Source organism: Enterobacter sp. C4G1 (assembly GCF_052886895.1).
In genome coordinates, this window is the sequence record NZ_JBQVVV010000002.1 from 1,781,679 (window position 1) to 1,804,416 (window position 22,738).

Consider the following 22,738-nt stretch of genomic DNA (forward strand, 5'->3'; position numbering starts at 1 on the left):
GTTACTGTGCTGCTGATTGTTCGGCATTAACGGTAAGACGCGCAACCTGGTTAGTTCTGATAAAGCGACTCAGATCGACAGGTTTACCCTGGTACTGGATCTGTACCGCAGATGGTGCGCCAATCTTGAGCTTATACGGCGCCTGACCCGTCAGGTTTAACGTGCCATCTTTACGCTGTAAGCCGCTGAAAAGTTTTTTACCGGTTGCATCGGTCACTTCTAACCAGCAATCGGCCGAGAAGTTCATCACCAGCGCATTCGGGTTGGCCGCAGCATTCGCTACGCCCGCCTGATCGGTTGGCAGTGGCTGAGCAGCGCTATTCGCAGGCGCAGATGCCGCTGGCGTGGTGGCCGCGGTATCAACATTCGCCTGAGAAGGAGCTACAACGGTATTATTTGGTGCTGGTGCAGGAGCAGCAGGATTCGCCGCTGGCGCTTGTGCCTGTGCCGGATCGGTTGCAGTTGCAGCCGTTTGCGGATCGTTAGACGTTGCTGCGTTATCGGTGCTCAGCGGCACGTTCTGTGCGTTATCGCTACCCGCGTTGTTCAGCTCGGCGGAAGATTGGTCGGCCATGGTGGTTATCTCTTCCTGCTGCGCTTTGTGGTTTTGCCACCACCATGCGCCCGTCAGGCCAATAACCACAAACAGCACCAGCCAGGTAAAGCTCATCAGCCAGCCATCACGTTTTTTACGACGTTTCCCCAGCGAGAATGTCTGCATCGGCGCAACTTTTGCTGCACGCACCGGCGCCTGCTTCTCGATCATAGGCAGTAATTCGTTTTCGGGGATATGCACCAGTTTTGCGTAAGAGCGGATATAACCACGCAGAAATGTTGAAGCCAGATCGGCAGGTGCCTTATCTTCTTCAATATCGCGAACCGTGGATACCTTCAGGCACAAGCGTTCTGCAACAGCTTGCTGGCTGAGTCCGAGTTGTTCACGGGCGTTGCGAAGACGAACGCCAGTGGAGAGTGCTTCATGTTGGTCGTGAGTGGCTTCAGTATTCATTCGCTACAACTACTGGTACGTGAAAAATAAGGGTTCAGGTGCCGGTGAGTCACAATGCCACCCGCACCGCGAAACTTCTGGTCAGTTAACCTGGAACAGACAGTATAAGACTGTCAGCCCGTAGATGACAGTACAGCCCTGCCTGTGCAGCCAAACTGTTTTTAGGCCGTTACATACTGCCCGAAAGTCGTATGAAACGCACCGTAATTATTAATCAATCATCACGAATATGACTGATTATTCAGTAAGATTATGCGTCACGGCGATGATAATGCGCCGTGACTGAATAATAATCAAACAGCTTTCACCGCGATTGTCTCACCCTGCATACGTTTACGCAGCGTTCGTTTCGTACGGTCAATCACATCACCCGCCAGCTGTCCGCACGCGGCATCAATATCATCACCACGTGTTTTACGCACGATAGTGGTGAAACCGTACTCCATCAGTACTTTGGAGAAACGATCGATACGGCTGTTTGAACTGCGGCCATACGGCGCACCCGGGAACGGGTTCCATGGAATCAGGTTAATCTTGCACGGCGTATCTTTCAGCAGCTCAGCCAGCTGATGCGCATGTTCGGTGCCATCATTAACGTGATCCAGCATGACGTACTCGATAGTTACACGGCCCTGGTTCGCGTTGGATTTTTCCAGATAGCGGCGCACTGCGGCGAGGAAGGTTTCGATATTGTACTTTTTGTTGATTGGTACAATTTCGTCACGGATTTCATCGTTTGGCGCGTGCAGGGAAATTGCCAGCGCAACGTCAATCATGTCGCCGAGCTTATCCAGCGCAGGTACAACACCTGACGTAGAGAGAGTGACGCGGCGTTTAGACAGACCAAAACCGAAATCATCCAGCATGATTTCCATCGCCGGTACGACGTTAGTCAGGTTCAGCAGGGGTTCACCCATGCCCATCATCACCACGTTGGTGATTGGACGTGTGCCCGTCACTTTTGCTGCGCCAACGATTTTAGCCGCACGCCACACCTGGCCGATAATTTCAGACACGCGCAGGTTACGGTTAAAGCCTTGCTGAGCCGTAGAGCAGAATTTGCACTCAAGCGCACAACCGACCTGAGAAGAGACGCATAGCGTGGCACGGTCATCTTCCGGGATATACACGGTTTCAACGCGCTGATCGCCTACAGCGATAGCCCATTTGATGGTGCCATCGGCAGAGCGTTGTTCTTCCACCACTTCAGGCGCACGAATTTCGGCCACTTCTTTAAGCTTGTTGCGCAGCACTTTGTTGATGTCAGTCATGTCATCAAAGTTGTCGCTGCAATAGTGGTACATCCATTTCATGACCTGGTCGGCACGAAACGGCTTCTCGCCCATCTCTTTAAAGAATTCGCGCATCTGCTGACGGTTCAGATCCAACAGGTTGATTTTTCCATTTTTATTTGGAACCGCAGGAATGGCGACTTCGGAGGTATTCACTAGTTCAGACATAATTTTTTCCGGCCTCGTTGTTACACGTTATGGCCCGTGGAGGGTTAAAAAGAAACGCCCCGGAAAGCATCTGCTCGTCCGGGGCGTTGCATTGTACAAAGTCTGGCGCAGGGATGCCACGTCTGCACGCGGCATTTACGAAAATAATGTGTAAACGAAACCGTTAAATTAACGGGTACGTGGACACACTTCGCCTTCAGCGAAGAAGAAAGCGATTTCGCGCGCAGCAGATTCTACAGAGTCAGAACCGTGGGTGCCGTTCTCGGTGAAGCTGTCAGCGTAGTCAGCGCGCAGAGTACCTGCCAGCGCGTTATCCGGGTTGGTTGCGCCCAGCAGATCGCGGTGACGCTGTACTGCGTTTTCACCTTCCAGTACGGAAACGACGATTGGGCCAGAAGTCATGAACTCAACCAGGCCGTCAAAGAATGGACGACCTTCGTGCTCAGCGTAGAAACCGCGAGCCTGTTCAACGCTCAGGTGCAGCATTTTGGTGCCTACAATTTTGAACCCTGCTGATTCAAAGCGAGCGAAGATGCTGCCAATAACGTTTTTTGCCACCGCGTTTGGTTTAATGATGGAAAAAGTACGTTCAATAGCCATGATAACCTCTGTCAAATGTTCTGTTGTTTTGCATACCTGAGTATGGTGTGGCGCGGATTATAATGAGCAATAGCGCCATTGCCTACGGATCTAAGTAACATTTTTTTAAAATAAGATGAGTTTTAGCAACAGCTCACATCTAAAGGCCACTATTTCGCTACTGAAGCGTAAAGTTCACCGTTGTTACCTGACCTGCGTCATCCATTACCAGTAACTGATAATCACCTGACTTATCAAGCTGTAAAGTGTAAACCCTTCCTTTCACATCCAGCGGTTCACCGTTTAAAAACCACCAGCGTTCGCCGCTACTGCCACTGGCCTGGAGAGGCAGCGACACACGTGCTTCACCCGGCAGACGTTTGATAACGGCCCCTTCACGCACGCCAGAGAGGATAAGCGGTGCCGGTGAATCCTGTGCTAACGGCGGACAAACCGCAGACGCCGCAGGGATCCTTGCCGCACGCCGCTCGGCGGCCGGGAGCCAGGGCTCCAGCGGCAACGGCCACACGTCCACGACCTTCTCTGTGGCATCCGGGCAATCCGCGGCAACACGCCTGCCCTCTTTATTCAGCCAGATGGGGAAGCGGATACCGCGAACGCCTTCCTGTTCCGGCAGCAACAGCGTTGGTGGCTCGCTGCCATCCAGTAGCCAGGTAGAAAGGCGACGACGGCAGTTCTCACTGCCTTCCGGCAGAGACTGCCCGCCTGGCCAGCAGATAACACCGCGCCCAACCGATGCCGGACGCGGGTCGCGCGGCAGACGCGCTTCGGCAATCGTCGAGCGAGACTGAAGCATGTTATTGACCTGGTTTAGCAACGGCACCGCACTCGCGAAGCCAAACTGTCCGGCCACTGGCGTGCCATCCGGTCGTCCGGTCCAGATCCCAATGATATAGCGGGCGTTAAGGCCGATGGCCCAGGCATCCCGATAGCCATAACTGGTGCCGGTTTTCCACGCGAGCGGCACCACCTGTGGCAGTGCGCCATCAGGCAGAGGTTGTGCCTCATTCGCCAGAATCCGGCGAATAATCCACGCCGCCCCCGGTGACAATAAGGGGCGCTCCAGAAGCGGGTCGCCAGGCCGGATACGCAATTTTGCCGCTTTGCCGTGTCGGGCAAACGCGCTGTAGGCGGCCGTAATATCCGCGAGCCTTGCCCCTGCGCCCCCCAGGATCAGCGATAAGTTGGGCTGAGCCCCCGCAGGCAGAATAAGCGGTAGCCCTGCATTGCTGAGCATTCCGGTAAAGCGTTTTGGTCCGTAGGCTTCCAGCACCTGCACCGCCGGGAGGTTCAGCGACCGCACCAGCGCTTCGCTCATACTGACTGGCCCATGAAATCCGCTGTCGAAATTACCGGGCCGGTAATCCCCGGTTCTGCGCGGCACGTCCTGTAGCAGTGACGCGGGATGGATCTGCCCCTCGTCCAGCGCCATACCGTAGATAAAGGGCTTGAGTACCGATCCCGGCGATCGGATCGCATTGACCATGTCCACGTGGCTGAACCGGCTATCGTCGTTGATATCCACGGAACCTACCCAACCACGCACTTTCATATCGGTATGATCGACGACGATCATCGCCAGAGAGCTTCTTGCCGGCAGGCGCGCCTTCCAGTTAAGCGCCAGCTCCTCAAGCTGTCGCTGCAATGACGCATCCAGCGTGGTGATGATTTTGTTATCCCGGCTTTTGCTAAGCATCATCCGTGAAAAAAGCGGTGCCAGCTGCGGCATTTGCCGTGGCGCCAGCCAGACGGCCTCTTCACGGGACTCTTTAACCTGCTGTGCTGACCAGACACCCTGGGTCACCATTCTGTCGAGCACTTTATTGCGCGCGGCTTCAGCACGCTCCGGCCATCTGTCAGGGCGCAACCGGCTTGGTGCCTGAGGTAAAACGGCCAGCAGCGCGGCTTCCGAATAGCTTAGCTGCGAGGGTGGTTTGCCAAGATAAGTCCAGCTGGCCGCACCCACGCCCTGCAACGTGCCGCCAAAGGGCGCACGGTTCAGATAGAGCGTCAGAATATCGCGTTTTGAAAGATGCCATTCGAGCTGGACAGCCCGCCAGAGCTGGCGAATTTTACCGCCAAAGGTACGCGGATGCGGGTCGAGTAACCGTGCAACCTGCATGGTGAGCGTGCTTCCCCCGGACACCACTTTACCGGAGCTCAGATCCTGCCAGGCCGCACGCAGCACGGAAAAAGGGTTAACGCCGGGATGGTCCCAGAACCAGCGGTCTTCATACTGGATCAGGGCGTCGAGATAGCGCGGAGAAACCTCTTCAATGGTCACCGGATAACGCCAGATCCCTTCGCTGTCGGCAAAGCGCCACAGTGGCGTCCCCTGCTCATCCACCACCACGCGCGCGGGATTGACCTCTTTGAGGGGTAACGGCCACAGGCGATCGGCGGCAATGATAAGCCCCCATAAAATGAGAAGCGCTCCCGCCAGTTGAAACCAGCGGGAGCGTGTCAGACGAGCTATCTGCATGTTATGGAACAACAATCAGCGGGCCACTTGCCGCACCTGTTGCCCGCCACTGCGGAACATACATGGATTCCACCATCGGGGCCGGCACCTGATAGGTCCCTGGCGTCACAGCGCGCGCCAGATAAACCAGCGTTACCGGCTGGCCGTCACTGACCGGAACCGCCGCCACGAAGCGATCGTCGCGGAACTCCATATGCTGAATATCCGCCTGCTGCATCTGTGTCAGCAGGTTCTGCACCTCGCTCCCGCTATCCTGCAAGCTGGCGCTGCTGTTTGCCAGATTCTGATTCTCCAGCTCCAGTCCTGCCGGGAGCAAATCAACCACCAGCGCATCCGGGACGTTCTGGCTGGCTTTCACATCAAGCCATACCAGCACCAGCTCACCACTCTTCAACGAGGAGAGCGATTTGGTGCTGCCATCGGTGGCCAGAATATGTCGTTCGATTTGCAATACGCTGGATGAAGGCTGAGGCGCATTTTCCGGGTATCCGGTGCTATCAAGGCGGATCCAGAGTGGTGTCGTGCCGGTGTTGGTCACCTGCAACGCACCGAGCTGGTCGCTATTGACGTTCTGCACCTGTGCATTGTCGCCACTGAGTGGTTTGTCAGCCAGACTGGTCGTGGCCTGCCAGGCACCGGACAGCGTTGGCAATAAACGGCCAGCCAGGAACAGCGCATTGCTCTCCTGAGTGGAGAGCCAGCGCTGGCTAAAGGCCTGTTCAGAAAGCGTGTTCAGTAAGGTATTTTGCACATCCGGCAGCAGTTTGTACTCTTCCAGCAGGGAGAGCATCAGCGCGTTATCGCGCAGCGCGCTACCGTAATCAGCCATCCAGTTTTTGCTATCGTTACGCGGCGTTTTGATGGCCAGGCCCAGCGCCTGCTGGCTACGTGGCGCATCACCCATCAGTTTTAACGCCATGCCGAGCTGCATCAGTGGCAATCCAGACGCCGCCTGACCGTGGCGATCCCAGATCTCACGCAATGCGCCGAGCGGCGCTTTTTGCTGACGCGCCAGCACCAGAGCTGCATAAGCCTGTACCGCAAATTTACTGGCCTGAGTATCGTCACTGTAGCGAATTGACATCATGCCCGGGTCCTGCAAATAGCGCAGCAGGCGGTTATTGGCATTATTAATGGCATCGGCCGGAACGCTGTAGCCCTGCTCGCCAGCACGCACCAGGAAATCGGTCACATAGGCGGTGAGCCAGTACTCTTCCTGGCCATTTTTATCCCAGAGCGCAAAGCCGCCGTTATCACGCTGCATTTGCAACAGACGAGATATCCCGATGTCAATCGCGGCACGACGCTTATCATCGCTATCCCCTTTAATGCCCAGCGCCGTCAGCTGTGCTGCATTGGTATACAGCGACGGGAACAGGCCACTGGTCGTCTGCTCAAGACAACCATACGGATAAGCCTGCAACTCACGGATATAGCGCGCCAGATTCAGCGGTGGTTTACCGCTAAGCAGCAGTTGTCCCTGCAAGGTTTCAGGGGATAACCCATTGATATGCTGCGCAGGTGCAGTCCAGGACTCACCCGAGTTCAGCATTGCTCCTGTATTCACCGTCTGGGCCGGGAACGCCGGACGAACGCCGATTTTCCAGCTTTTTTGCTGCGGTGCGAAGGTTTCCCCCGGAAGCGCCAGCCCCGTCACCTGTGCGGTAATTTCACCATCGCCATAGCCAGCGAGTGCCCGAACCGGAATAAACAGGGTGGTTCGCACGCCTGGCGCCAGCTTAACCGGCTGCGGCTGCGCGCTTTCCAGGCTTAGCAAGCCCGATGCCGTTAAGGCGACGTTCAGGGTCTGCGGCTGATCGGTCAGGTTTGTCACATCCAGCGTTAACCTGGAGGTGTCGCCGCTGGCGAGGAAGCGTGGCGTATTCAGCTCAGCGATAACAGGTGCCGCGACAATAACTTTGCTTTCGCTGCTGCCAAAGTCGTCTTCCGTCCAGGCTTGCGCCATCAGACGTAATTCGCCGTTGAAATCACCTATCGGCATCGTAATGGTGCCTTCGCCATTGGCATCAAGCTCTACGGGTTGTGCCTGCTGGGCAATAATGGTGACGTGATTCACCGGCGGTTTACCCCCGCGTTTCAGTTCATCACCATCACCACCAAAACGCAGCGCCGCCATGCGGCCCTGACCTTCGATAACCTGGCCGTAGATATCGTAAATATCTGCCCCGTAACGCTTCTGCCCGAAGAATGCCTGCCACGGATCCGGCGTGACGTAATCCGTAATGTTCAGCACGCCGCTATCCACCGCAGAAACCAGCACGTTGACTTTCTGCGGTACCGCGCCCTCTTTCACGCTGGCTTTCACTTTCACCGACAGCGTCTGATTTGGGCGCATTTTTTGCGGATTATCGAGCGCAATATTCAGACGACGATTCTCGTCCCCCATTGGCAGGTGCAGCAGCCCAACGGCGCGTTTTGGTGTGGCCGATTTAGATTTATCGCCCGGACGCACCACCAGCGTGCTGAGATAAAGATCGTGACGTTTCCAGGCTTTATCCACCGGGATCGCCAGATCAAGACCGTTGGCCGGAACATCGATTTCCTTCCACCACAGCGGCCCTTCGCTGGATTCAATCATCGCGTAGCCTTTGCCTGCGGCAGGTGCGGCAATGTGCAGATTGATGGTGTCGCCAGGCTGATAGGCCGGTTTATCCAGCTTCAGCGTCACGCGGTCGGGACGCGCCGCACCGGTACCATCGCTGTTGTCCTGCCAGCTGTAGCCGGCCCAGAAACGCACGCTACTGACCGTATCATCTGGCGCTTTGACCTCCAGACGATAAGAGCCCCACTCCACCGGGAAGGTCACTTTACCGGTCTGATCGGCGGCGATATCGAGTGATTGCTCACCTTCAACCAGATCTTTTTGATCAAATTGAGACTGCCATCCGTCCGTTTCGGACCAGTTCCAGAAGTAATCCCGGCGTTCGCGGATAAGCCGAACCTGTAGCCCTGAAACTGCTTTTTTCGCTCCACTGGCATCGGCATAGACGATATCAAAACCGGCGTTGCTGTTTTCATCAACAATAGGCTGATTGACGGTGGTGTCTGTGCGGTAGTCATACACTGCTTTGCTGGCAAACTCCGGGCGAATCCCCGGCAGGGTTTGCGCTGGCCAGATGGCCTGCTCTGCGCGACGCGTCACCGGACGGCCGCCGGATTCCAGCAGGCTGGCTTGCAGGATCACCTGTAACGGCGAGTGCGCCTCTTTCCACTGACTTTCCGCTGATACCTCACCCCGGCCCTGCTCGTTAAGCGTGAGCTGTACTTCATCCAGGCTACGCGTCAGGTTCTCTTCAGCGATATCCCCGAACTGGAAGCCCGGCAGTGCCGATACGGCCTCACGCAGAGGACGCAGGAATAGCTGACCTTGCAGGCTGTTTCCGTTGGCGGGTGCGCCATAGAGGTAATAACCCGTTACATCAAATCTGACGTCATCAGCCGGGGAAACCGGCGTTTTTTGCCCTGAGAGATTTAACGCCATGCGCTCCGGCATAAAATCTTCGACGTGGAAATCCCACATCCGTTGCAGGTTATCGCCGGTATTGGCGCGAATATGCCACATACCGGTTTGCGCCCCGCTGTCCAGCGGATAGGTAAAGCGATACAAACCGTTTTCCGGCTGAACCACCAGGGTGCGCGCAACCTGCCCGTCCGGGCGCAGCACATCAAGTTTGACCGGTTGTGCAGGCAATGGCTTACCGTCACTGTCACGCAGCAGGCCGTTGAGAATAACGGTTTCACCCGGGCGATAGAGATCGCGCGGGCCAAACATAAAGAACTGTTTGCTGTAACCAGGCGCGCCGGCGATATCAAACTCAGCCAGATCCAGCGCCGGAAGTTTCAGGTCGAGCAGGGTTGTCTGCCCGTCTTTTCGCGCCAGTATTAACGCGGCTTCTTTATCAGTCTCCAGTCTGGCGTGTCCGTCACCATCGCTGGTGCCTTGCGCCAGCGTCTGCCCTTTATCATTGAGTAATGCGACCTCAATACCGGACTGTGCCGCGCCGTTTTCCAGGCTCTGGGTAAAGATATCGAGGCGATTATGATAACGGTGAGCGGACAGACCAATGTCGCTCAGGGTAAACAGGGTGGCCGCATTGCTGTAGTTGTAATGTCCCGCCTGGTTCATCACGGCGATATACACGCCAGACTGTTGCAGCGGTTTGATATCACTCAGGGGCAGTAGCAGTTTTTCGCGCGTGTTTCGCGCCGGGTTAAGATCAAAACGGCCGGTATAGACCAGATCGGCCATTTTGAGCAGATTGTCAGACTCCCAGTTGGTGAGCGAGTTACGGTATTCCCACTGGCTGACAAACGATGCCAGAGATTCAGGCTTCACGCGGTAGAAGTTCACATCCACGTTGTTGACGTTGAGCGCCATCACCGGCAGCCCTTCCACCACTTTTCCTGGCAGAAGCGAGCCGCGGCTGGCAAAACCGACCGTCGGTTCGACATCCCGGGTGGTGATCGCTTTTTCGTAATCGATGCCAAATGTGGCTTTGTTCAGCGCCAGCAGGTCGCGTTCGACGGTAATCACCAGATTGCGGTTCGGCTCGAGGTGACGCAAGCGCAGCTCTTTCAGATTGGGCGCCAACTCCCATGCGCCATCCACTTTACCGCTTTTCTTATCAACGACATGAACGGTACGCGCAAAATCCTGATCGGGATTGAGCGGGACAGAGAAAGTCAGAACTAACGTAGCCGCTCCGTCGAGCTGGATTTCAGAGGCATCCAGTAAGGTGAGAGGTTTACCCTGACTGGCAGACGCCAGCTTCGCCAGTTGCGCGCTATCGGGTTTTACCGGAGTGTTCTCTTTCGATGAACTGGCGGTTGCAGAAGGTGCCGGGGCCGAAGCCTGTGGTTTTTCGTCGCTGTTATCACAGCCGACAAGCGTAAAAGCGGTAAGCAGCGCGAGTGAGATCGCGGCTAAGCGGAACGGTTTCATCCTTTATCCCTGGCCCATTGAGCCTGTTGGTCGTCATCCGAGTAAGTATTATCCGCAAGTTTCATTAATACAAAAAGTCTAAATTGAGATTCTGGAAAGCACCTCGCAAAGAGGTGATACCTCACAACCGGTGCTGCAACGCCGATCACACCATCAAACGTCACATGTTACCTTTCGCGTCATTTGTTTTTAAAACAAGCAGATAGCTGGATGAACCCGCCAGTTGCCTGCTAGTTTAAGGCCCAAGACGCACACCGAGTGCGCGGTTCAATAAGAGAGATAGCCATGAAACGAGCCGTGAACGCCTTACAAAATTTCGGAAAATCATTGTACGGACCGGTACTTATCTTACCGATTGTCGGCCTTTTTATCGCCCTGGGTAACGTGCTGGGTAACGGTAACCTTGCAGACTATCTGCCATTCCTCGGCCACCCATTAATCCAGAATCTGGGTCAACTTATCGCCAAATCTGCCGTATCAGTGCTGGTTAACCTGGCGCTGGTCTTTGCCGTGGGTATCCCGATTGGCCTGGCGACCCGTGATAAAGGCTACGCCGCCCTGATTGGTCTGGTGACCTTTGTGGTGTTTATCAATGCTATGAACGTCACGCTGCAGCTGCAGGGCGAGCTTGCTCCGGCAGACCAGATAAAAGCGGCCGGACAAGCCATGGTGCTGGGGGTTCAGGTACTGGAGATGGGCGTCTTTGCCGGGATCCTGACCGGGGCGCTCTCCGGCTACCTGTACAACAAATACGCCAGCGTACAGTTTAATGGCGCGATGGCGATTTATTCCGGCCACTGTTTTGTCGCTATTGTGATGCTTCCTGTGTCCATGCTCCTCGGCGTGGTGATGAGTGAACTCTGGCCATTTGCCCAACATGGCATTAGCACCCTGGCGCTGGTGATAAAAGACTCTGGTCCGTTCGGTGTGGCCATTTACGGTTTCCTTGAACGCATTCTGGTGCCAACCGGTTTGCATCATCTGGTTTACACGCCGTTCCTGTATACCGAACTGGGCGGGACGCAAGAGGTCTGCGGTGCAACCTACCAGGGTGCGCGCAATATCTACTTTGCCGAGATGGCTTGCCCGCAGGTGAAACAGCTCAGCAGCACGGTAGTGTGGGATGCGCGTGGCATCAGCAAGATGTTTGGCCTGCCTGCGGCGGCGCTGGCGATGTATATGACCGCGAAGCCAGAACGCAAGGCTGCGGCAAAAGCGATTCTTATCCCGGCCGCACTGACCTCTCTGCTGGTGGGGGTGACCGAGCCGATTGAGTTCTCGTTCCTGTTTGTTGCCCCCCTCCTGTTCGTGGTGCACGCGGTACTGACCGGCATCGGCATGATGCTCTTCTCGCTGTTTGGCGTTCATGCAATTGGCGCTAACGGGATTATTGATTTCATTCTTTACAACCTGCCGCTCGGCACAGAGAAATCCAACTGGCCAATGTACCTCGTGGTTGGGCTGATTATGTTCGCGCTCTACTTCGTGGTGTTCCGCTTCCTGATCCTGCGTTTCAACATGAAGACGCCAGGCCGTGAAGATGACGAGCAGGAAACACGGCTCTACAGCAAACACGAGTATCAGGCGAAGGGGAACAATGAGGGCCTGGGGGATCCATCGTGTCGGGTCTTGGCGGACGAGAAAATATTGAAGTGGTAGATAACTGCTACACCCGCTTACGCGTCACGGTGAAGAATGTCGAGATCATTGACGAACCGCGCCTCAAGGCGACCGGCGCGAAAGGGATTATCAAACAAGGTAACAACGTTCAGGTGGTCTACGGGCTGCATGTCAAAAAAATGCGAGAAGCCGTTGAGACGTTTCTCTGAAAGGAGCTAAAGATGTTTAAACCCCCGTTTATTCTCTCTATTGCCGGTGGCGGCAGCACTTACACGCCGGGCATCGTGAAAAGCCTGATGGTACGCCTGCAGGATTTCCCGCTGGCAGAAATACGCCTCTACGATATTGACGACGCGCGTCAGAACACCATTGCGCCGGTGGTGGAGAAGGTTATTCGCGACCACAGCCAGAGCATTAAATTTACCGTCACCAGCGATCCGGAAGTGGCTTTCAGCGGCGCACATTTTGTCTTCGCCCAGATGCGCGTTGGCCAGTACAAAATGCGCGAGCAGGATGAGAAGATCCCATTGCGTCACGGCGTGGTTGGGCAAGAAACCTGCGGCCCTGGCGGGCTGGCGTACGGCCTGCGCACCATCCTGCCGATGGTGGAGCTTATCGATTTGGTGGATCGCTACGCGCATGAAAAAGCGTGGATCGTAAATTACTCCAACCCGGCGGCGATCGTCGCGGAAGGCGTGCGTCGTCTGCGTCCGAACGCCCGCGTGCTGAACATCTGCGATATGCCGGTGGCCGCGATGCGTAATATGGGGGCGATTCTGGGTGTCGATCGCCACAAGCTGGAGGTGGACTACTTTGGTCTGAACCACTTCGGCTGGTTTACCCGCGTGCTGGTGGATGGCGAAGACAAGCTGCCGGAACTGCGTCGACATATCGCGAAGTTTGGTCTGCTGACGGAAGATGCCGCGAAAACCGACCCGCAGCATTCCGATCCTTCATGGGTAAAAACCTGGCGCAACATCAAACCGATCATGGACAATTTCCCGGAGTATCTGCCGAACCCGTATCTGCAGTACTACCTGATGCCGAACCAGATTGTCGAGCACCAGAACCCTGAATACACCCGCGCTAACGAAGTGATGAACGGGCGCGAGAAGAAGCTGTTCGCGGCCGCAGAAGAGTACAAGCGCACCGGCGTACTGTCGGATGCCTTCCACGTTGGTGTGCACGGTGAATTCATTGTTGATGTTGCCTGCTCGCTGGCCTTTAACCTGCGGAGCCGCCATCTGGTGATGGTGGAAAACCGCGGGGCGATTACTAATCTGCCGTACGATGCCGTGGTGGAAGTGCCAGCCTATATCACCTCAGAAGGGCCAGAGCCAATACGCGTGGGCCAGGTACCGCTGTTCCACCAGACGTTACTGCAACAGCAGCTGGCTTCTGAACAGTTGCTGGTGGAAGCCACTATAGAGGGCAACTATGAAAAAGCGTTGCAGGCATTCACCCTGAACCGTACCGTGCCCACTATGGAACATGCAAAAGCGATTCTCGATGAGATGATAGAGGCTAACCGTGATTACTGGCCTGCGCTGCAAAAAGCCTGGAATAACGGCGAAGCGGTGAAAAATAAGGCGTTGCTCGCGAGTTGAACGTGGTGTGCTTGTCGGTGTCAGAAAAAACACCGACAATCCTTTTTTACGGAAAAGAATGGAGGCACCCATGTCCACCTCATATTTTGTCGCCGCCGACTGGTTGATTGAACACAGCGACGACCCGGAAGTCCAGATTATAGACGCACGTATGGCCCCTCCGGGGCAAGAGCATCGCGACGTTCCCGGTGAGTACCGCGCTGGGCATCTGCCTGGCGCGGTATTTTTTGATATCGAAGCCCTCTCTGACCACACTTCTCCCCTGCCGCACATGCTGCCACGCCCGGAAGCCTTCTCCGTTGCAATGCGCGAGCTGGGCGTCAGCAAAGACAAACACCTCGTTGTTTATGACGAAGGTAACCTCTTCTCGGCGCCGCGCGCGTGGTGGATGCTGAAAAACTTCGGCGTGGAAAACGTCTCGATTCTGGCGGGCGGCCTTGCGGGCTGGAAGCGCGACGAGCTGCCGCTCCAGCAGGGCGACGTGACGTTGCCGGAAGGCGAGTTCGATGCCACCTTCGACGCTCACGTGGTGAAACGTCTGACCGATGTGCTGGTCGTTAGCCATGAAAAAACAGCGCAAATCATCGATGCTCGCCCTGCACCGCGTTTCAACGCCGAAGCGGATGAACCGCGTCCGGGGTTAAAGCGCGGCCATATTCCAGGCGCTCTGAACGTTCCCTGGGGTGATTTAGTGTTTGAAGGTGAGCTCAAAACCACCGACGAACTGCGCGCCATTTTTGACCGTGCGGGCGTGGATTTACGCCGCCCTATTATTGCCAGCTGCGGCTCCGGCGTAACGGCCTGCGTGGTCATTCTGGCGCTCGCCACGCTTGGTGCAGCCGATGTGACGCTCTATGACGGCGCGTGGAGCGAATGGGGCGCGCGTGACGACCTGCCGGTTGAACCTGCCAAATAATGGATAACCGCCTGACAACACTCTTAACGCGCGGGGAGTCATTGACCCGCGCGGAGTATCGCGTGCTCGCCCACCTCACAGAACATCCGCTGCTGGTGGGTAACATCACGGTGCGCGAGCTGGCGCAGGCGACATTCGTCTCTACCGCCACCATTATGCGTCTGTGCCAGAAACTGGGGTTTAGCGGTTTTAGCGAGTTTATCTGGCACTGCAAACAGCTTCTTTCAGACACGCCACACATTACTGCGCAAAGGAATGACCTCCCGGAATTGCCTGCCCTGTTCAGCCAGTTTATTGCGAATTATCAGCAGACATTCCAGTGGGTTACGCAAGAAAAACGCCAGCAGTTTGCCGACCTGTTGCGCCAGAAAGAGAGTTTCTTTCTCTACGGCGCCGGGTTTTCTTATCTTTTTGCCGAGTACCTCACCAAGAAATTGCAGGTGTTGGGCAAAACGGCCTTTATTTCCGGGCCCGGCGACAGCAGGAATATTTTTCTGAGTAACGCTGCTCGTTATCAGGTGTTTATTGCCGTCTCACGCAGTGGCGAAACAGAACAGGTGCTGGATAAAGCGCGGATTGCCAAAAACGTTGGCATGACGGTGGTGGCCTTTACCCGCGCCTCTGCAAATACGCTGGCGAGCATGGCGGATTTGCATTTCGCGTTGTATGACGAAGCGGTACATTACGCCGCAGAAGCCGCTGGCGTGACGTCGTTCGAGTCTAATCTGGTGCTGTTGATGGATTTACTGCTGTTGGAAGCACTGGGGTGAGTACTCACCCCAGTGCTATCAGATAATGCGATTGGTTTTAAGATCGCGCAGGAAACCGCCCCAGCGACGTTCATAGAACGGGGTGATGTGTTCAGTAATAAAGTGGCTGATGCCCTTCTCACCTTTCACAACACGGCAGATATCAATCGGCTCATCACCTGGCAGAGTGTCGGTAGCCACGCTTCCGGCAGCCTGAATGATCTCGTCGATGTCACCGTCGGCTTCAATACCCATCAGCAGCACTGGCTGTTCGTCCGCGCTCTCTTTAATGGAGCACAGGAACGCGCGTTTTACTGGTTTGATGGTTTTGAACAGCGTGGTCAGGGAGTCAATCATCTGCGCCGGCGGTTCTGCCACTTCAGACAACAGCAGCGTTTCGCCACCTTCAATCACTTCCTGCGTGCTGAGCGGGTTGCCCTCTTCGCCAATCAGATGGCTGATTTCGCGCGGGGTGAACTCTTTTCCGGTCGGCAGTTTGGCGTTCAGGAACAGCGTCTGACCCAGCGTCATTTCGAACAGCGTGCGCACGGGCATCACCACAAATGCCTGTTCGTCTTCAACCGCTTCCTGGAGTGCTTCAAGAGAGGTGAAGAACGGGATAACAGAGGTGCCGTCGTCTTTCTCCCAGTGCAGCAGATCCAGCGCACTGTCTTCAACAACCTGCTCACCTTCCGCCGCCGTGCCTGGCACCCAGACGGTGGATTCCAGCAAGGTGCGGAAAAATGCCGGACGATGCGCGGGCTCGGTCGCCGCCTGTTCCAGCAGGGTTTCTAATTCGTTTTTGGTTTCGGACATAGTTTGGCTACTTCACAATTGCCCGGCGGCGCTACGCTTGCACGGGCCTACGGGTTTTGTAGGCCGGGTAAGCGTAGCGCCACCCGGCAAAAAAGATTACTCAGCCGTCAGCAGGTTCGCCACGGTACGCACACCCAGACCGGTCGCGCCTGCGGACCACTGCTCAACTGCCGCTTTACGGTACGTTGCAGAGCAGTCGATGTGCAGCCAGCCTTCGTGATAGTTCTCAACAAAGTGAGACAGGAAGCCTGCGGCGGTGCTTGCACCTGCCGGGTACGCCGCGCTTGCGGTGTTGTTCAGCTCGGCAAAGTTAGACGGCAGTTGGCTGCGGTGGAACTCAGCCAACGGCAAACGCCAGAACGGCTCCTTCTCAGCGGCAGCGCTTGCAAGCAGGCGGGCAGCCAGTTTGTCATCGAAGCTGAACAGCGCATGGTAGTCGTTGCCCAGGGCGGTTTTCGCCGCACCGGTCAGCGTTGCCATATCGATAATCAGCTCGGGTTTCTGGGCAGATGCGTCGATCAGACCATCGGCCAGCACCAGACGGCCTTCGGCGTCGGTGTTCATCACTTCGACGTTTTTGCCATTGCGGTAGCGAATGATGTCGCCCAGCTTGAAGGCATTGCCGCTCACCATGTTGTCCGCGCAGCACAGGTACAGCTTCACGCGCTTGTTCAGACCACGGGTGATAGCAAACGCCAGCGCGCCGGTAATGGTCGCCGCACCGCCCATATCGGATTTCATGGAATCCATGAATGCGCTCTGCTTCAGGCTGTAACCGCCGGTATCGAAGGTAATACCTTTGCCAACCAGGCAGGCAAAGACGGGTGCCGTTTTGTCGCCGGTTGGGTTGTAATCCAGCGCCAGCAGCACAGGGGGACGCTCAGAGCCGCGGCCCACGGTATGAATACCCATGTAGTTCTGCTCGCGCAGATCTTCGCCTTTGGTGATGCGGTAAGACATTTTGTCACCCGCCACGCCGCACAGCAGGTCAACCGCGCGCTGCGCCAACTGCTCCGGGCCTAATTCTTCAGCCGGGGCGTTGATGGTGTCACGCACCCAGTCGATAATGGTCAGACGGCTTTCCAGCTCTTTCTGGCCGGCTTCATCGAGGTTTGCCCACTCAATTTTACGGGTGCCTTTCGGACCCTTGTAACCTGCCCAGAACGCCCAGCTGCGATCGATATCCCAGCCTTCGCCGTCCAGAGAAACATGTTTAATGCCCAGGCCGTCAATTTTACGCGCGGCGCGCTGGATCAGGCCCAAATCATCTTTGCCTGTCAGGTGCAGGGTAATGCCGTCGTTGTTGATGCTGTAGGTGGCTTTCTCGCCCCAGCGTGCGTCAGCAGGCTGTGTGGTGAGCGTAATCTTCATCGCTTCGGTCATTTTATTTATCCTTATTAGCAAACGGGCCGCCTGAAGGCAGCCCGTTAAGTGATTTACTCTGCTTCATCTAACCAGACTAACAGAATCGCCTCCAGAATTTTTTCATTGGATGCGTTTGGATCGTCGTCAAAATCCTCTAAATCGCAGATCCACTTGTGCATGTCGGTGAATCGTACGGTCTTTGGATCGAGATCCGGGTTCGCGTCGTAGAGCGCTTCGCCGATTTCACGGCTGTCTGTCCACTTCAGTCCCATATTAATGCTCGCGTGCGTGGTTGATGGTGTAACGTGGGAATTCCACGACCAGATCTTCGTCGGTCACCAGTGCCTGGCAGCTTAAACGGCTGTCTGGCTCCAGACCCCATGCTTTATCCAGCATGTCGTCTTCGTCTTCGGTGCTCTCAGCAAGAGAGTCAAAACCTTCACGCACAACGCAGTGACACGTGGTGCAGGCACAGGATTTTTCACAGGCGTGTTCCACTTCGATACCGTTACGCAGGGCAACGTCGAGAATGGTTTCACCGGTCTTCGCTTCCAGAACAGCGCCATCCGGACAGAGGTCCGCATGAGGCAAAATAACAATCTTTGGCATATTAAACCTCGTCCACGGACTGGCCTTTCAGCGCGACGCGGACAGATTTGTCCATGCGGCGAGCGGCGAAGTCCTGGGTTTGTTTATCAACGTTTTTAATGGCTTCTTCTATTGCATCAGCGTCATCGGCTTGCGCTACGGCACGTAAGTGCTCGGCAGCGTCGTCGATCACCTGACGCTCAGCGGCGCTTAACAGCGCGGCATCGGCAGTGAGTGCGCCAACCAGGCTTTCCAGCACGCGCGCGGCTTCAACTTTCTGTTCAGCCAGCATTCGCGCCTTCACGTCTTGTTCGGCGTAGCTCATTGAATCCTGAATCATGGTCGCGATTTCTCCATCGGTCAGGCCGTAAGACGGCTTCACCTGGATGGACGATTCAACACCGGTCGATTTTTCCATCGCCGTGACGCTCAGCAGGCCGTCCGCATCCACCTGGAAGGTCACGCGAATGTGCGCTCCACCCGCAGGCAGCGCCGGAATACCGCGCAGGGCAAAGCGCGCCAGAGAACGGCAATCCTGCACCAGTTCGCGTTCGCCCTGCATCACGTGGATAGACATCGCGGTCTGGCCATCTTTGAAGGTGGTGAACTCCTGCGCACGCGCCACCGGAATGGTGGTGTTACGCGGGATCACTTTCTCTACCAGGCCGCCCATCGTTTCCAGCCCCAGGGAGAGCGGAATGACGTCCAGCAGCAGCATTTCGCTGTCCGGCTTGTTGCCGACCAGAATATCAGCCTGAATTGCGGCGCCCACAGCGACCACTTTGTCCGGGTCGATGGAGGTTAGCGGCGTGCGGCCAAAGAATTCACCCACGCGTTCACGTACCAGCGGCACACGGGTGGAACCACCCACCATGACCACTTCAAGTACCTCTTCCGCTTCGACGCCCGCGTCTTTCAGCGCGCGGCGGCAGGCCAGAAGCGTGCGTTTTACCAGAGAGGTAATCAGATCATTAAACTGTTCACGGGTGATTTCACCCTGCCAGCCCGCGACATTCACGGTGACAGCCTGGGCGTCACTCAGTGCAATTTTGGCTTCAACCGCCGCATCCAGCAGTTCACGCTGAACGCGCGCGTCGCTACGATCGGTAATGCCCGCCTGCTCGCGAATGTGCTCCGCCAGCAGGTGATCGAAATCATCACCGCCGAGCGCAGAATCACCGCCGGTGGCCAGTACTTCAAATACACCACGGCTTAAGCGCAGAATGGAGATATCAAACGTCCCGCCACCCAAATCGTATACCGCAATCACCCCTTCCTGACCGGAATCCAGGCCATAGGCAATGGCAGCGGCAGTCGGTTCGTTCAGCAGACGCAATACGTGCAGGCCAGCCAGACGCGCAGCGTCTTTGGTGCCCTGGCGCTGTGCATCGTCAAAATAGGCTGGAACGGTAATCACCACGCCATCCAGTTCGCCTTCAAGCGTAGCTGTGGCGCGGGCCGCCAGCGCTTTGAGGATATCCGCAGACACACGAATCGGGTTCAGTAAACCGGCGGTGGTGGCGATCATCGGCAAGCCATTTTCACTTGCCTGGAACTGATAAGGCAGGTGCGGGTAGCGGCTCTGGATATCCGCCAGAGAGCGACCCATCATGCGCTTAACAGAGATGATGGTGTTGACCGGATCGCGGGCGGCGTTAGCACGCGCATCGTAGCCGACCGTGTGGCCCTGCTGATGATAGTGGACCACAGATGGCAGCAAATGGCGGCTGTCTGCGTCAGCCAGCGTTTCAGCCTGGCCGCTACGCACGGTCGCCACGAGGGAATTGGTGGTACCTAAATCAATGCCCACCGCCAGACGACGCTGGTGCGGTGCAGCACTTAAACCAGGCTCACTAATTTGTAATAAGGCCATGTTGAGCTTCCAGAATCAAAAATCGAGCAGCTTTTCTTCGAGTTGTTCAGCGCTGCTTCGCAGTTTATCGAGAAAACGGAGCTTGCGTACTGTGTCCGCCGCTACGTCCCATGTCTCGTTATTCAATTGTTCAACCATCTGCTGATGGCGGGTATCAAACATCTCTTTGACACGTTTGATAAAACGCGACAGCCGGGTTTCGTCTTTCGCCTGGTCAATCTCGTCCAGCTCTTCACGCAGCTCCAGCTGTTCCATCAGGAATGCGGTATCGCGTACGGTGTGTTGTTCGCTCGCCAGATCAAATCCGTGAAGAGAGAGTAAGTACTCTGCGCGGGTTAACGGATTACGCAGCGTCTGCCAGGCCTGATTGATGGTCGCAGATTGAGACACGGCCGCCAATTGCTCTGACTGAGTACCACTGGCGAATTTATCCGGGTGATATTGACGTTGCAGATCCTGAAAACGGATCGTCAGGGCCGGAATATCGACAGTGTACTGAGCGGGTAATCCGAAGAGGGTGAAGTAATCCATAACAATCTCAGGGGTAGCCGATTAAAACAAACCCCACGCACAGATTCCTGCGGTGGGGTTCATCGGATGACGCACGATCAAACGTGGAAGCTTTCGCCGCAACCGCACTCGTCTTTTACGTTCGGGTTCGTGAATTTGAACCCTTCGTTCAGGCCTTCTTTTACAAAGTCCAGCTGAGTGCCATTGAGGAATTGCAGGCTCTTGCCATCGACCACCACCTTCACGCCCTTGTCTTCAAACACGGTGTCGTCAGACGCCGGTTCATCAACAAACTCCAGTACGTAAGCCATACCAGAACAGCCGGAGGTACGTACGCCCAGTCGCAGGCCATAGCCTTTACCACGGTTCGCCAGGAAGGCGCTTACTCGCGCGGCAGCGCTGTCGCTAAGGGTAATCGACATACTCAAACCTCAATTATTTTGCTTCACGTTTGCTTTTGTAATCCGCAATAGCGGCTTTGATCGCGTCTTCTGCCAGGATAGAGCAGTGAATTTTCACCGGCGGCAGTTCGAGTTCGTCAGCAATATCGGTGTTTTTGATTGCCTGTGCTTCGTCCAGAGACTTGCCCTTTACCCACTCGGTCACAAGTGAGCTGGACGCAATAGCAGAACCGCAGCCATAGGTCTTGAAGCGCGCGTCTTCAATGATACCTTCATTGTTGACTTTAATCTGCAACTTCATCACATCGCCACACGCCGGTGCACCGACCATGCCGCTACCTACGGATTCATCGCTGTTGTCAAAAGAGCCAACGTTGCGTGGGTTCTCGTAATGATCAATAACTTTTTCGCTGTATGCCATGATTGAATTCTCCTTATGTACCGATTAGTGATGTGACCATTCAATGCTGTTCAGATCCACGCCCTGTTTGAACATTTCCCACAGTGGAGAAAGGTCACGCAGACGGCCAATGGAGTTGCGAACCAGCTTGATGGTGTAGTCAATCTCTTCTTCGGTAGTGAAACGACCTAAAGAGAAACGGATAGAGCTGTGTGCCAGCTCGTCGGTCATCCCCAGTGCGCGCAGCACGTAGGATGGCTCCAGGCTTGCAGAAGTACATGCAGAGCCAGAAGAAACCGCCAGGTCTTTCAGCGCCATGATCAGCGATTCGCCTTCAACATAGTTGAAGCTTACGTTGAGGATGTTTGGTGCGCCCTGCTCCAGGGAACCGTTCAGATACACTTCTTCCATATCTTTCACGCCATCCCACAGACGGTTACGCAGAGTGCGCAGACGCGCCATCTCGGTTTCCATCTCTTCTTTCGCAATGCGGTACGCTTCGCCCATGCCCACGATCTGGTGAACAGGCAGAGTACCTGAACGCATTCCGCGCTCGTGACCGCCGCCGTGCATCTGCGCTTCGATACGGATACGTGGCTTACGACGAACATAAAGCGCGCCAATACCTTTCGGACCATAGATTTTGTGGCCGGAGAAGGACATCAGATCCACTTTCAGCTGGCTCAGGTCGATAGGCAGTTTACCCACGCTCTGAGTTGCATCAACGTGATAGATGATGCCGCGCGCACGGCACATTTCGCCGATGGTCGCGATATCCTGCACTACGCCGATTTCGTTGTTCACGTGCATGATGGAAACCAGAATGGTGTCTTCACGCATTGCCGCTTCGAGCTCTTTCAGGTCAATGATACCGTTGCTCTGTGGTGCCAGGTAGGTGACTTCATACCCTTCACGCTCCAGCTGACGGCAGGTATCCAGCACGGCTTTGTGTTCGGTTTTGCTGGTGATAACGTGCTTGCCTTTTTTCTGATAAAAGTTGGCCGCACCTTTGATCGCCAGGTTGTCGGATTCGGTTGCACCGGAGGTGAATACGATTTCACGCGGATCGGCACCCACCAGGTCAGCAATCTGATTACGGGCGATATCTACCGCCTCTTCAGCATGCCAGCCAAAACGGTGTGAACGGGAAGCTGGGTTACCAAAGTTTCCGTCCAGGGTCAGACACTGCATCATTTTCTCGGCAACACGCGGGTCCACCGGCGTGGTTGCGGAGTAATCGAGATAAATCGGTAATTTCATTGCTCTATAAACTCCGTACATCGCTTCAATGCAAGGAATCAGGCAACCGGCTGGATGTACGACCGAGTACACGGGGCGAGCGAACGCCCCGGCCTGATTCTGAAATACTTATCTTTTTA

Annotated in this window: 17 protein-coding genes and 1 pseudogene; 4 read left to right on the forward strand and 14 right to left on the reverse strand. The window is 55.6% G+C overall.

The genetic code is table 11. From position 1 onward, the window contains the following. Position 1 precedes the first annotated feature (1 nt). The 5 genes from rodZ to ACT9TW_RS22325 form a co-directional block, all read right to left on the reverse strand. The gene (gene rodZ, locus ACT9TW_RS22305; RefSeq protein ID WP_446493727.1) at positions 2 to 1,009 is read right to left on the reverse strand and encodes a cytoskeleton protein RodZ; all 1,008 of its coding nucleotides are present in this window, start codon (positions 1,007 to 1,009) and stop codon (positions 2 to 4) included. A gap of 293 nt (positions 1,010 to 1,302) precedes the next feature. Then, positions 1,303 to 2,469: a bifunctional tRNA (adenosine(37)-C2)-methyltransferase TrmG/ribosomal RNA large subunit methyltransferase RlmN gene (locus ACT9TW_RS22310; protein WP_446493728.1), complete on the reverse strand. Its 1,167-nt coding sequence runs from the start codon at positions 2,467 to 2,469 to the stop codon at positions 1,303 to 1,305. Between the two features lie 168 nt (positions 2,470 to 2,637). Continuing rightward, entirely contained in the window at positions 2,638 to 3,069 is a 432-nt protein-coding gene (gene ndk / locus ACT9TW_RS22315; RefSeq protein WP_014071336.1) for a nucleoside-diphosphate kinase, read from the reverse strand. 157 nt (positions 3,070 to 3,226) lie between these two features. Continuing rightward, entirely contained in the window at positions 3,227 to 5,551 is a 2,325-nt protein-coding gene (gene pbpC, locus ACT9TW_RS22320) for a peptidoglycan glycosyltransferase PbpC (RefSeq protein WP_446493729.1), read from the reverse strand. Between the two features lies 1 nt (position 5,552). Continuing rightward, on the reverse strand, positions 5,553 to 10,514 hold the full coding sequence (locus ACT9TW_RS22325) for an alpha-2-macroglobulin family protein (protein WP_446493730.1): 4,962 nt from the start codon (positions 10,512 to 10,514) through the stop codon (positions 5,553 to 5,555). Positions 10,515 to 10,799: 285 nt separating this feature from the next. Between ACT9TW_RS22325 and ACT9TW_RS22330 the strand changes: the two are divergent. The 4 genes and pseudogenes from ACT9TW_RS22330 (at position 10,800) to ACT9TW_RS22345 (ending at position 15,427) form a co-directional block, all read left to right on the forward strand. Beyond that, a pseudogene (locus tag ACT9TW_RS22330) lies at positions 10,800 to 12,343 on the forward strand (PTS transporter subunit EIIC). Between the two features lie 12 nt (positions 12,344 to 12,355). Next, positions 12,356 to 13,741, forward strand: a complete 1,386-nt coding sequence (locus ACT9TW_RS22335) for a 6-phospho-alpha-glucosidase (RefSeq protein WP_446493731.1) — start codon at positions 12,356 to 12,358, stop codon at positions 13,739 to 13,741. Positions 13,742 to 13,811: 70 nt separating this feature from the next. Next, positions 13,812 to 14,657: a 3-mercaptopyruvate sulfurtransferase gene (sseA, locus tag ACT9TW_RS22340; RefSeq protein ID WP_446493732.1), complete on the forward strand. Its 846-nt coding sequence runs from the start codon at positions 13,812 to 13,814 to the stop codon at positions 14,655 to 14,657. Continuing rightward, positions 14,657 to 15,427, forward strand: a complete 771-nt coding sequence (locus ACT9TW_RS22345; protein WP_446493733.1) for a MurR/RpiR family transcriptional regulator — start codon at positions 14,657 to 14,659, stop codon at positions 15,425 to 15,427. The genes sseA and ACT9TW_RS22345 overlap by 1 nt, the downstream gene beginning before the upstream one ends. An 18-nt stretch (positions 15,428 to 15,445) precedes the next feature. Here the strand turns inward: ACT9TW_RS22345 and sseB are convergent, their stop codons facing one another. From sseB to ACT9TW_RS22390, 9 genes are all read right to left on the reverse strand, one after another. Further along, the gene (sseB, locus tag ACT9TW_RS22350; RefSeq protein WP_446493734.1) at positions 15,446 to 16,222 is read right to left on the reverse strand and encodes an enhanced serine sensitivity protein SseB; all 777 of its coding nucleotides are present in this window, start codon (positions 16,220 to 16,222) and stop codon (positions 15,446 to 15,448) included. A 96-nt stretch (positions 16,223 to 16,318) separates the two neighbouring features. Continuing rightward, complete coding sequence (gene pepB, locus ACT9TW_RS22355; protein ID WP_446493735.1) at positions 16,319 to 17,605, reverse strand: aminopeptidase PepB; 1,287 nt, start codon at positions 17,603 to 17,605, stop codon at positions 16,319 to 16,321. Between the two features lie 53 nt (positions 17,606 to 17,658). Continuing rightward, a complete protein-coding gene (iscX, locus tag ACT9TW_RS22360) occupies positions 17,659 to 17,859 on the reverse strand; it encodes a Fe-S cluster assembly protein IscX (protein ID WP_446493736.1) in 201 nt (66 codons plus the stop codon). A 1-nt stretch (position 17,860) separates the two neighbouring features. After that, the gene (gene fdx / locus ACT9TW_RS22365; RefSeq protein ID WP_014071345.1) at positions 17,861 to 18,196 is read right to left on the reverse strand and encodes an ISC system 2Fe-2S type ferredoxin; all 336 of its coding nucleotides are present in this window, start codon (positions 18,194 to 18,196) and stop codon (positions 17,861 to 17,863) included. 1 nt (position 18,197) lies between these two features. Next, on the reverse strand, positions 18,198 to 20,048 hold the full coding sequence (hscA, locus tag ACT9TW_RS22370; RefSeq protein WP_446493737.1) for a Fe-S protein assembly chaperone HscA: 1,851 nt from the start codon (positions 20,046 to 20,048) through the stop codon (positions 18,198 to 18,200). A 15-nt stretch (positions 20,049 to 20,063) separates the two neighbouring features. After that, positions 20,064 to 20,579: a co-chaperone HscB gene (gene hscB, locus ACT9TW_RS22375; protein ID WP_446493738.1), complete on the reverse strand. Its 516-nt coding sequence runs from the start codon at positions 20,577 to 20,579 to the stop codon at positions 20,064 to 20,066. A gap of 77 nt (positions 20,580 to 20,656) precedes the next feature. Continuing rightward, positions 20,657 to 20,980 (reverse strand): iron-sulfur cluster assembly protein IscA, encoded by a 324-nt coding sequence (iscA, locus tag ACT9TW_RS22380; RefSeq protein WP_014071348.1) that lies wholly within the window; start codon positions 20,978 to 20,980, stop codon positions 20,657 to 20,659. A 13-nt stretch (positions 20,981 to 20,993) separates the two neighbouring features. Next, on the reverse strand, positions 20,994 to 21,380 hold the full coding sequence (gene iscU, locus ACT9TW_RS22385) for a Fe-S cluster assembly scaffold IscU (protein WP_005120408.1): 387 nt from the start codon (positions 21,378 to 21,380) through the stop codon (positions 20,994 to 20,996). Between the two features lie 24 nt (positions 21,381 to 21,404). Next, on the reverse strand, positions 21,405 to 22,619 hold the full coding sequence (locus tag ACT9TW_RS22390) for an IscS subfamily cysteine desulfurase (protein ID WP_182062073.1): 1,215 nt from the start codon (positions 22,617 to 22,619) through the stop codon (positions 21,405 to 21,407). Between the last annotated feature and the right edge of the window lie 119 nt (positions 22,620 to 22,738).

Coding starts and splice junctions, on each gene's coding strand:
- ACT9TW_RS22325 (WP_446493730.1), bottom strand. CDS start 10,514: ATGAAACCGTTCCGCTTAGCCGCGATCTCACTCGCGCTGCTTACCGCT.
- ACT9TW_RS22335 (WP_446493731.1), top strand. CDS start 12,356: ATGTTTAAACCCCCGTTTATTCTCTCTATTGCCGGTGGCGGCAGCACT.
- iscA (WP_014071348.1), bottom strand. CDS start 20,980: ATGTCGATTACCCTTAGCGACAGCGCTGCCGCGCGAGTAAGCGCCTTC.
- hscB (WP_446493738.1), bottom strand. CDS start 20,579: ATGGATTACTTCACCCTCTTCGGATTACCCGCTCAGTACACTGTCGAT.
- ACT9TW_RS22390 (WP_182062073.1), bottom strand. CDS start 22,619: ATGAAATTACCGATTTATCTCGATTACTCCGCAACCACGCCGGTGGAC.
- sseB (WP_446493734.1), bottom strand. CDS start 16,222: ATGTCCGAAACCAAAAACGAATTAGAAACCCTGCTGGAACAGGCGGCG.
- rodZ (WP_446493727.1), bottom strand. CDS start 1,009: ATGAATACTGAAGCCACTCACGACCAACATGAAGCACTCTCCACTGGC.
- ACT9TW_RS22310 (WP_446493728.1), bottom strand. CDS start 2,469: ATGTCTGAACTAGTGAATACCTCCGAAGTCGCCATTCCTGCGGTTCCA.
- hscA (WP_446493737.1), bottom strand. CDS start 20,048: ATGGCCTTATTACAAATTAGTGAGCCTGGTTTAAGTGCTGCACCGCAC.
- sseA (WP_446493732.1), top strand. CDS start 13,812: ATGTCCACCTCATATTTTGTCGCCGCCGACTGGTTGATTGAACACAGC.
- iscX (WP_446493736.1), bottom strand. CDS start 17,859: ATGGGACTGAAGTGGACAGACAGCCGTGAAATCGGCGAAGCGCTCTAC.
- fdx (WP_014071345.1), bottom strand. CDS start 18,196: ATGCCAAAGATTGTTATTTTGCCTCATGCGGACCTCTGTCCGGATGGC.
- pepB (WP_446493735.1), bottom strand. CDS start 17,605: ATGACCGAAGCGATGAAGATTACGCTCACCACACAGCCTGCTGACGCA.
- ndk (WP_014071336.1), bottom strand. CDS start 3,069: ATGGCTATTGAACGTACTTTTTCCATCATTAAACCAAACGCGGTGGCA.
- pbpC (WP_446493729.1), bottom strand. CDS start 5,551: ATGCAGATAGCTCGTCTGACACGCTCCCGCTGGTTTCAACTGGCGGGA.
- iscU (WP_005120408.1), bottom strand. CDS start 21,380: ATGGCATACAGCGAAAAAGTTATTGATCATTACGAGAACCCACGCAAC.
- ACT9TW_RS22345 (WP_446493733.1), top strand. CDS start 14,657: ATGGATAACCGCCTGACAACACTCTTAACGCGCGGGGAGTCATTGACC.